Origin of the sequence: Methanosaeta sp. UBA458 (assembly GCF_002496085.1) — an archaeon.
Lineage (GTDB): Archaea > Halobacteriota > Methanosarcinia > Methanotrichales > Methanotrichaceae > Methanothrix > Methanothrix soehngenii.
In genome coordinates this window covers 871-10934 of sequence record NZ_DAIK01000026.1, presented here as the reverse complement: position 1 = coordinate 10934, position 10064 = coordinate 871, and the positions used below count along the sequence as shown (strand labels likewise).

Genomic DNA, 10064 nt, shown 5'->3' with positions numbered 1-10064 from the left:
CCTGAGTGACACAGATATGGTCCTAGCAGCAGGACCAATCACATCTGCCGCGGGGATACCTTTTGTGACATCAGGCGCAACTTCTCCCAGACTGGCAGAGGAGAATGAAGACCTGTTCTTGGCATGCTTTGGCGATAATGTCCAAGCCAGAGCGGGGGCTGAATATGCCTTTAATGAGATGGGAACTAAAACCTGCTCACTTGTAGTGGATGGGGATATGGAATTCGCTCGCCTCCTGGCCTACTATTTCAAGGAACGATATGCAGATCTGGGAGGAGAAATCATCATAGAAGCCTTCATCAATGATTCAGATCAGGCGATTCTGAGCCAGGAAGTCTCTGATGCGCATTCTGAGATGATTTACCTTGCAGCAGGACCGGAAGAGGCCAAGGCTGTGATCGAAGCTCTGCGGAAGGCCGACATTGATAGTCCTATATTTGGCGGCGATAGCCTCGATTCGCTTGACTTGAGACAAGAGGGCATGGGAAGGATCATCTTTTCGACACATGCCCTTCTGGATGAAAACTCCTCCCGTACAGGTGAATTCGTTCGGGCCTACAAATCCGAGTACGGATATCCTCCTGAGAACGCCTTCTCTGCTCTGGGATATGATGCAGTCAAACTTCTGGCCGAGGCCATTGACAGGGCTGGATCGAGCGATCCGGAGGCGATTTTTCAGGCCCTTGGAAATACTTCAGGGTTTAGTGGAGTGACAGGGGATATAAGCTACCAGGATGACTGTCGCATACCTAACAAGGACGTAACCATAGTATCGCTGATAGATGGGGAAATTGCTGATTTGGAAGTGATGCAATCCACGAATATGCCGCTTATATCTGGATAGGAGTCCTTCTCCCCGTGGTCATGCGCTTCTGTCGGGCGATGAAGGAGAAATCCGTGATCCAGCTCAAACATAAACCTCTCCAGCACCTGAGAATACCCGCCCCCAGGTCCCGCTCGCTGTTGGCGTCCTCCAGCCCCAGGAAGCCCATGAGGTATGGGATCCCATAGGCTCCTCGCTATGTTGTATGGTTGAACTTGAATCCACCACAAAATTCAGCGAAGAGCCATCCCATAAGACCAGATCCAAGGTTATGCGAACCTCCTCTTGAAGGGCTTTATGCCCCTGCCTGGCCAGCTCCTCCGGCTTCCGGTAGATGGCACTTCAGAGGATCCTTGATGTAGATGATTTATATGAAATGTGATCAGGAGAGCTGTGCTGACAGTGTCTGCACTGTCTTCTCCTCTTCAAAAGGTATTCCTCATCCGGATCAATTGAAGATATTATCATTTTTACGAGAAAAGAAAGAATTAGCTCGAAATATTTGACGGATTTTAGAATCGGCAAGAGGATATTTTATCATGAGATTTTTGATAAAATCACCCCTATATACTCTCAATAATGTGTTTTTGTCAGGATCACCGGACGGATAATTATCTATACCATGATGCATTCCTTGGATTAAGGAGGAATACTAATCCCAAATCAAGCCACCGTGACAATGGCTTTTTTGATTTTTTTATTCGCAATAGCAGCATCCGATAGTTTTTCTGCAGATAGCAGCAATTCTGCTGAAGCATCAGATGCTTTAGCGATTTCTGATAGCCAATTGATCACCCAGACGATAGCAGCCGATGCCAAGGGTCGCTCCAGCAACGGATCGCTGGAAGACTCTGGCCTGGAACTGGTTACGAATAGAAGAAAGGTCTTATCTGAGAGTTCGACCCTGGCAGATGTGTCCAATGAGGACGTAATCTCGCCCGAGCAGGAGACCGTACTGGTCATCCAGTCTGAAAAGAGCGAATCTACGTCCGCTTCTTCTCAGGGCACAACCGAGGCAGGTGAGAAATGCGTACCTCAGATTGGCCTGACTTATGCAGACTCAACACCATGTCCCATTGAGACCGTAAAGGCTCCAAAGGGATCGCCCAACGTAGTGTTCTTGGTTTTAGATGACATTGGATACGGTGGCCTTGGATGCTTTGGCGGACCTGTCGAGACACCAAATATAGATCGATTGGCTCAAGGAGGACTCAGATACACCAACTTCCATACCACTGGCATCTGCTCTCCAACCCGCGCCTGCATGCTCACGGGCAGAAATCTTCATTCTGTAGGGGTCGGTTCTTTAATGGAGTTTGCATCGGGCTACCCCGGATATACGACTTATCTATCTAAAGAAGCAGCGACCATGCCTGAGATGCTGGTTGGGCAAGGGTACGATACGTATTGCGTGGGCAAGTGGCACCTTGCGCCTTCCGATTCTATCAACGCAGCAGGACCTTACGACCAGTGGCCAATGAGCAGGGGATTTGAGAGGTTCTACGGATTCCTTGAGTCCCACACCAGCCAGTGGTATCCTGACTTGGTTTCCGGCAGTACCCGCATAAAGCCGCCCGCCACCCCCGAGGAGGGTTACCATCTCTCCAAGGACCTGGTGAACCAGTCCATACAGTACATAAGCGACGGAAAATCCCTCCAACCGGACAAGCCCTTCTTCCTTTACTTGGCCTTCGGTGCTGGCCATTGGCCGCATCACGTTCCCGAGGCCTACATCGATAAGTATAAGGGCAGATTCGATATGGGCTGGGACGCCATGAGAAACCAGACTCTGGCTAAAGAGAAGGAATTGGGAGTCGTACCTGAGAACACCGATCTGGCGCCACGTGACCAGTGGGTAAAAGCGTGGGACAACCTAACAGAAGACGAGAAGAAGGTTTATGCAAGGTTTGCTGAGGTTCACGCCGCATACATCGATTACACTGATGAGCAGATTGGAAGGTTCTTGGATTACCTGGAGGACAGCGGCCAGCTCAATAACACCATGATAGTGGTGATATCTGATAACGGCGCATCTCCAGAGGGTGACGCCAACGGTTGGACTAACATGGTCATGTGGGCAAACTCGGTGTCCGAAGGAGGAGAATCGTCCGGATTCCAAAATGACTTCCTGCCCATTGGCAATATAACCAATATCAGCACTATGCTCTCTAAGATCGATGAGATTGGCGGACCTCTGTCATACCCGACCTATCCTCTGGGATGGGCTATGGCCGACAACACCCCTCACAAGCTCTTCAAGTGGACCAGCCATGAAGGCGGAACTCACGACCCAATGATAATATACTGGCCTGATGGCATCAAGGAAGAAGGCGGTATCCGGTCGCAGTTCTGTCATGCTATCGATGTTGTGCCAACTGTTCTTGAGGTCCTGGAATTCGACGCTCCTGAGGTTTACAACGGTGTCACCCAGAAGCCTATCGAAGGAATTAGCCTGGCCTATACCTTCGCTAACTCCACAGAGCCTACTCATAAGAAGGTCCAGTACTTCGAGATGATGGGAACCCGCGCTATATGGTACGATGGCTGGAAGGCGGTTGCGTTCCACCACCTAAACTATGGCCCTGACTTCCAAAACGATACCTGGGAGCTGTACAACCTCACCGACGATGTCTCTGAGGTACACAACCTGGCAGACCAGTATCCTGCCAAGCTTGAAGAGATGAAGGATCGCTGGTGGGCCGAGGCCAGTAAGTATAACGTGCTGCCCCTGGATGACCGCGCAGGCGCAAGGTACTCCGCTCTCCAGGCAAGAGGAATATCGACCTTCACCTACCTGCCCGGAGTAGAAAAGATCATGGAGCCAGCTATCCCCGACACGCGCAACAGCTCCTACACTTTGACTGCATATGTGAACACCTCCGGAAACGATAGCGAAGGCGTTCTCTTCTCCATAGGTGGCAGGTTCGCAGGATTGTCGCTCTATGTCAAGGATAAGCACCTCATCTTCGACTACAATCTCTTCAACATGAAGCATTACAGAGTCTCCTCGATAAATGAGGTACCTGAAGGAGAGGCCACCCTGGGCTTTGAGTTCGAGAAGACCGGAAGGTGGAAGGGCGAAGGCAGGCTCTTCATCAATGGCAATGAGGAAGGAAGCGTGGATATGTCTTTCACAGTGCCCGCACGCTATTCCTTCGAAGAGGGTTTGGAGGTTGGACAAGATCCGCAGACGCCTGTGACAGACGACTACCAGAGCCCGTTCAAGTATACTGGAGATCTGGAGAAAGTGGAAATGACTGTCGCTAACGACTGAACCTTAGGTACGGGCAGTCTTCAGACTGTCCATACCTTTATTTTTATTTTATGACTTGGTCAACGATGACTGGAACAGGAATTCATTCATCCCGCCCTTCCATGGCATTTCTTGTATTTCAGCCCACTGCCACAGGGGCAGGCATCGTTCCTTCCTGGCTTGAAGATGACCTGGGGAATCTTGCCGTCCTTGGTGTATTTCATAATGCTAGCTGGAGCCCGGCCCAGGCGGAGTTCATGAGCCATGAACCGCATCGGCCCGTCAATGTGCCTGAAGAACTCCTTGTAGCCGGCGCACAGATAGTTTAGACCAGATTTTCCGTCAGGCGTTTTTATAAAGCGGTTCTTAGGGCATTCGCCATTGCAGACGAATCTCACCTCGCAGCGGCGGCAATATTCCGGCAGCGCGTCGAGCTTATCCCGACCGAACTTCTGCTGCTTTGTCGATCTGGCCAATCCGGCCATGTCCCTCTTCCAGATATTGCCCAGAAGGTATTTCGGTTCAACAAAGTGATCACAAGAGTACATGTCTCCGTTATGCTCCAAGGCCATGGCCGTGCCGCAAGTCTCTGAAAATGCGCACATTCCGGAAGGCATTCCAGACCAGGCGGCTAAAGCCACATCGAATATCTGAACAAAAATCCTCCCTACATCTCTGCACACCCATTCATTGAAGACAGAGATCAAGAAACGGCCATACTGTTCCGCTTTCACTGAACGATCGGTGACGACATCTCCCTCCTGAAAGCCGGTGTCGTTTTCTCTCTCCACTATGGGTATAAACTGGATGAAATTAGCTTTCACTTCATCTCTGAGAAAACGGTAAACCTCCAGTGGATGATCGCCGTTGGCGGCATGAACTGTGGTAAGGATGTTGTAGTCCACCTTATGATGCCGCAGGAGTCGGGCCGCCTTCATCACCCTGTCAAAGGTAGGCTTTCCTGTCTTGTCCACTCGATAAGCGTCGTGAAACTCTCTGGGCCCGTCCAGGGATAGACCTATGAGAAAGTTGTTTTCGCGGAAGAATTCGCACCATTCGTCGTCAAGCAGAGTGCCATTGGTCTGCATGGTGTTCTGGATGATCATATCCGGACGGCTGTACTTATGCTCGATCTGGACCGAACGCCGGAAGAAATCCAAGCCCATCAGCGTGGGCTCGCCGCCCTGCCAGGCGATGGTAGCCTGTGGAATTCTCTGCGCTTCCAAGTACTGGCGGATATATGTCTCCAGCAGTTCATCGGACATCCTGAAGCTGCTGCCAGGATAAAGGCTCTTCTTTGAGAGAAAGAAGCAGTACTTGCAGCCTAAATTGCATGCTGCTCCCGTGGGCTTGGCCAGCAGATGAAAGCCGGGCAATGAGTCTGTCTTTCCCATTGATGGTGGAAATTTCCTCAAAGCAAATCAATCTTCCCCCAATTAGGTTTTCAGCTCCACTAGATGCTCTGCCGTTCTGGTCATCTGGGAGTAGGACTGGCGCTGCAATACGCTCTCTAATCGGGCAAAACCAAGCAACCCTGCTCAAGTTCGAAATGAGGATTCCAGGCAATCTCCCAGGGATGCCCATCTGGATCGGCAAAATATCCTGAATAGCCACCCCATTCGGGTGCCTGGGCTGGCTTAAGGATGCTACCTCCGGATTGAATAGCTTGAGATAAAACCAAATCCACCTCTTCACGGGTTGCTACATTATGGGCAAGGGTGATTCCGCCAAATCCTCCAGGATCCCTAACATTGGCATCTAAGGCCAGCAATTCTCTGGGAAATAAAGCCAATGCAGTGCCTGTGCTCAATTTGAATATCGCAAAATCTCCTGCGCTAACGCTGGACATTGGCCATCCAAGACCATCTCGATAGAATCGAATGGCTTTATCCAGATCTCGAACCCCTAGCGTGACGATGTTCAATCGTGCTTCCATATTTAACTCCTCTGAATTAGAGGGTTTAATGCTGCCAGAGGCATTAAAGGCTCCTCTCCGAACCTAACCTTGATCCGAATCATCAAACACGATCTTCTTCTGGGTCTGGAATGATCCCGAATAGGACTGTTTGCTTCTATTCATATAGATCGACCACCCACGTCTGTTCTCGAGGTCCCACTTTCCGTCAAAGGCGAGCGCTGTGTCGTAGATCATAGAATTATTGAAGCGGTCAAAAGACCTGATCGCATTGGTCTCACTCCGGTCCACATGGCTCAGATTGAACCTCTCCCGGACAGTTGCGCCGGTGCCGTTCTCGAATAAGGGCAGGCTCATGCTTTTCCTATTCTTGAGCTGTCCGCCAGCGAAGACCAGATCGTCCTTCTGGATGAATTCCACCTCCTGGCGAATCTTGCTCATGTTGCGCAGAGATTCGAGGCTGATCGATCCAGAGCCTTTCATCCAGCCGCTGGAATCCACTCCAGTATCGTGAAATGATCCCTTTATGGAGACCTCGCCTGAACCCCTGACAGTTGATGATTCTTCAAAACGAAACTCCATATCCGCAACAGTGCTCTTACATATGGGATTATTATGGCCAAGGTCGGGAGTTGAATTGAGAAGATTAGCGCCAAGATCTTCTATTTCGGTTGCTGCTGCTTCTCCTGTATCGCAGAAAAAGCCTGCCGCAAGAGCCGTTGCCGCCACACTCACGATGAGCACTAGACAGAATGAATTCCCGATCACTGGAATCATAATGGAAAGATTAGATAATTAATCTTTTGATACCTTCAGATCTGTTCGTGACCTGGGTTCCGACCCTGTATGCTGTAACCTTATTCGGTCAGCTCGAAGTATACTCGTCGGTTGGCTTTTCCCTTGTTCTCTGCCTTTACCAGCTTAATTCCCTTTATCTCACCAGTTCTGCCGACATGAGTCCCTCCGCATGCCTGCCGGTCCACGCCCTCGATCTCAACCACCCTTATCTCCTCTCTATCCGGGACATCCATGGCAAGACGCACCAGATCCGGTATAGCCATGGCCTCAGCTCTTGGCAGCAGGCTTATCCTTACAGCATGATCCTCGGAGATCAACTGGTTGGCCTGGTCAACATATTCGGCTATCTTCGATTTGTCAAAGGCTTCCAGGCTGAAGTCCACCCTCGACCGGGCAATATCTATCTGGTTTCCAGTTATCCTGGCGCCAGTTTTATCGAATATTACCGAGCTGAGGATATGGCAGGCGGTATGGCTGCGCATGAATTTGTAGCGTCGATCCCAATCTATTCTCCCCGATACCCTATCTCCCGGAGCAAGGCCGGTCCTGTCCATGATGTGGATTGGTCCTGACGGCTCAACTCTCAAGACGCAAAACTCATCCTCATCTCGAAATAATGACCCCAAATCCGATGGCTGTCCACCTGATTGAGGATAGAATGCAGTCTCTTCAAGGATGACGCCATCGCCCTTTACATCAGCAACAGTCGTATCAAAAGATCGTATATAACTATCTTCGATATAGATTGACTTCATCGCCACAATGTTAACCCATTATTTTATCAGCTTATCGGCGGGATGGGACATCTTCTGAACCGATCATTCGCGACAAGACTTATGAGCTGCAGCAAAAGATGCTACCAAACGCTGGCAGCTATGAACACGATAACAAAAATAATGGTCGAGAGGTATAGCTGGCGGATCCTCATCCTTCCTTCCTCCGCTCTCCGGCTCGCCAGGAGCTTGGAGGCAAAGTAGAGGATGGCCAGATCCATGGGCACAAAAACGAAAAGCAAAAAGCTTCTCAGCCAGCCCATCAGGAATGGAATCAGGCTTATCAAGACAAACAGACCGAATAACAAGCCTGCCAGGCGCAGGGCATTCTCTCTTCCGTATAAAAGTGCAATGCTCCGAGCTGATCGCTTGCGGTCACCCTCCATGTCCATAGCCCCTCCAGCGATCTCCTCTCCCAGATCGAAGACGAATACCAGAGCGGCAAAGATCCAGAGCATAGGGTTGTCCAGTCGACCCACGGCAACCCCTCCCAGGACAAAGAGCAGGGCAAGGCATAAGCCCACCATCATGTTTCCGAACAGTCCCGTTTCCTTGTACCGCCAGTTATAGAGGTTGCTAACAATCCACATGGCTAGAGCCAAAGCAAGGGCAATGGGACCCAGAAGTCCTGCCGCTATCAAGCCTGCCGCAGAAAAGAGCAATGCTGAAATCATGACCTCATTCGCTGATATCCGTCCGGATGGAAGAGGCCTGGCGGGATGATTCACCCGGTCCACCTCCAGGTCAAAATAGTCGTTGGTGATCATGGCGGTGCCGGAGATGAAAAAGCCGGCAAGAAAGCCAAGAATTCCAATAGAGGCTTCTGGCACTGATCCGGATGCTATCACCTCGCCGGCCACAACGCATACCCCAGCAGCACTTGGCAGCTCGGGCTTCACCAGATCGTGCATTGCTTTCGCTTTTGCTGCAATTCCCGTGCCAGGAGAATTGTCACTCATGGAAAAGGGGTTTAGTGCTCAGCTCTCGCTCCACTTCCCATTCTTCCTCAGCCAATGGTCCATATCAGCAGCAGCGATCTTGCCCGCTCCCATGGCACTGATCACTGTGGCTCCACCGGTGGTGATGTCTCCTCCGGCCCAGACTCCCTCCATGGTGGTCCTGCCGCGTTCGTCCACCACTAAGGTTCCCCACTTTGTCGTCTTGAGCTCAGGCGTGCTGGAGGTGATGAGGGGATTGGGCACCGTTCCCACGGCGATGACCACTGTATCCACGTTCACTATATGCTCTGAGCCCTTCTTCACCCTGGGGCTTCTCCTGCCTGAGGCATCTGGCTCGCCCAGCTCCATTTCCACCACCTCCATGGCGTTGACCATGCCCCGGTGGTCGCCCAAAAACCGGGTGGGGTTGGTGAGGAAGTCGAAGATCACTCCCTCTTCCATGGCGTTCTCCACCTCCTCCAGGCGAGCAGGCATCTCCTCCCGAGAGCGGCGGTAGATTATGTGCACCTCATCTGCTCCCAGACGCAATGCCGACCGGGCGGCGTCCATCGCCACATTTCCTCCACCCACCACGGCCACCTTCTTGCCCTTTTTAATGGGAGTGTCATAATCGGGGAACTTGTAGGCCTTCATCAGGTTGACCCGGGTGAGGTACTCGTTGGCAGAGTAGATGCCGCTCAGGTTCTCGCCAGGGACATTGAGAAATCGTGGTGCTCCGGCGCCGATCCCCAGGAATACGGCATCGTAGCCACCCTTGAGAAGCTCATCTATCTGGACCTGTTTGCCCACCACAGAGTCCAGCTCGAGCTCAGCGCCGAGGGACTTGACATACTCGATCTCCGAGCGGACGATCCCCTTGGGCAGGCGGAACTCTGGAATGCCGTAGACCAAGACCCCTCCGCCCTCGTGCAGGGCCTCGAAGATGGTGACCTTGTGGCCCATTCTGGCCAGGTCTGCAGCGCAGGTGAGCCCCGATGGGCCCGAACCCACAACAGCAGCGCTCTTGCCTGAGGGAGGCAGCAGTTCGCAGGGCGGGCACTTTTTCGTCACCCGCTCCCAGTCGGCCACAAAGCGCTCCAGCCGACCTATGGCTATGGGCGCGCCCTTCTTTCCAAGAACGCAACGGCTCTCGCACTGCACCTCCTGGGGACAGACCCGGCCGCAGATCCCGGGTAGGCTGTTTTTTCCTTTTAGCGATAATGCCGCTCCGGGCATATCACCATCCCGCAGGGCGAGGATGAATTCGGGGATGTTCACTCCCACGGGGCAGCCTTCAACGCATTTGGGCTTCTTGCACTGGATGCACCTGTTGGCCTCTAGAGCCGCTTGCTCTGGAGTGTAGCCCAGGGCAACCTCCTCGAAATTGCTCTTCCTCTTCTCTGGAGATTGCTTGGGCATCTCCACCCGGTTTAACTTCAACTTTTCTGCCATTTCTTCCACACCGCGCCTCAGAGGCTATGATCTCTTAGCGCTGAGCATCGCCCTGCTATATAAAAAAGATTTTCCTTTCAGAGCAACCTACTAATACGATCAATCCGCATCA

At 51.8% G+C, this 10064-nt stretch carries 8 protein-coding genes; 2 read left to right on the top strand and 6 right to left on the bottom strand.

Annotation, left to right across the window (positions count from 1 at the left end; all coding sequences use genetic code 11):
- On the top strand, positions 1-844 hold an 844-nt coding region (locus BP822_RS01585), incomplete at its 5' end, for an ABC transporter substrate-binding protein (protein ID WP_286877577.1).
- A 766-nt stretch (positions 845-1610) separates the two neighbouring features.
- On the top strand, positions 1611-4097 hold the full coding sequence (locus BP822_RS01580; protein WP_286877575.1) for an arylsulfatase: 2487 nt from the start codon (positions 1611-1613) through the stop codon (positions 4095-4097).
- Between the two features lie 86 nt (positions 4098-4183).
- Here the strand turns inward: BP822_RS01580 and BP822_RS01575 are convergent, their stop codons facing one another.
- The 6 genes from BP822_RS01575 to gltA form a co-directional block, all read right to left on the bottom strand.
- On the bottom strand, positions 4184-5470 hold the full coding sequence (locus tag BP822_RS01575) for an anaerobic sulfatase maturase (RefSeq protein WP_013720154.1): 1287 nt from the start codon (positions 5468-5470) through the stop codon (positions 4184-4186).
- Between the two features lie 116 nt (positions 5471-5586).
- Positions 5587-6012: a VOC family protein gene (locus BP822_RS01570; RefSeq protein ID WP_013720155.1), complete on the bottom strand. Its 426-nt coding sequence runs from the start codon at positions 6010-6012 to the stop codon at positions 5587-5589.
- Positions 6013-6075: 63 nt separating this feature from the next.
- Entirely contained in the window at positions 6076-6768 is a 693-nt protein-coding gene (locus BP822_RS01565; RefSeq protein ID WP_286877573.1) for a hypothetical protein, read from the bottom strand.
- An 80-nt stretch (positions 6769-6848) separates the two neighbouring features.
- The gene (alaXM, locus tag BP822_RS01560) at positions 6849-7544 is read right to left on the bottom strand and encodes an alanyl-tRNA editing protein AlaXM (protein ID WP_286877572.1); all 696 of its coding nucleotides are present in this window, start codon (positions 7542-7544) and stop codon (positions 6849-6851) included.
- A 101-nt stretch (positions 7545-7645) separates the two neighbouring features.
- Positions 7646-8521: a UbiA family prenyltransferase gene (locus BP822_RS01555; RefSeq protein ID WP_286877571.1), complete on the bottom strand. Its 876-nt coding sequence runs from the start codon at positions 8519-8521 to the stop codon at positions 7646-7648.
- 18 nt (positions 8522-8539) lie between these two features.
- Positions 8540-9952, bottom strand: a complete 1413-nt coding sequence (gene gltA / locus BP822_RS01550) for an NADPH-dependent glutamate synthase (RefSeq protein WP_286877569.1) — start codon at positions 9950-9952, stop codon at positions 8540-8542.
- Between the last annotated feature and the right edge of the window lie 112 nt (positions 9953-10064).

Coding starts and splice junctions, on each gene's coding strand:
- BP822_RS01575 (WP_013720154.1), bottom strand. CDS start 5,470: ATGGGAAAGACAGACTCATTGCCCGGCTTTCATCTGCTGGCCAAGCCC.
- BP822_RS01570 (WP_013720155.1), bottom strand. CDS start 6,012: ATGGAAGCACGATTGAACATCGTCACGCTAGGGGTTCGAGATCTGGAT.
- BP822_RS01565 (WP_286877573.1), bottom strand. CDS start 6,768: ATGATTCCAGTGATCGGGAATTCATTCTGTCTAGTGCTCATCGTGAGT.
- alaXM (WP_286877572.1), bottom strand. CDS start 7,544: ATGAAGTCAATCTATATCGAAGATAGTTATATACGATCTTTTGATACG.
- BP822_RS01555 (WP_286877571.1), bottom strand. CDS start 8,521: ATGAGTGACAATTCTCCTGGCACGGGAATTGCAGCAAAAGCGAAAGCA.
- gltA (WP_286877569.1), bottom strand. CDS start 9,952: ATGGCAGAAAAGTTGAAGTTAAACCGGGTGGAGATGCCCAAGCAATCT.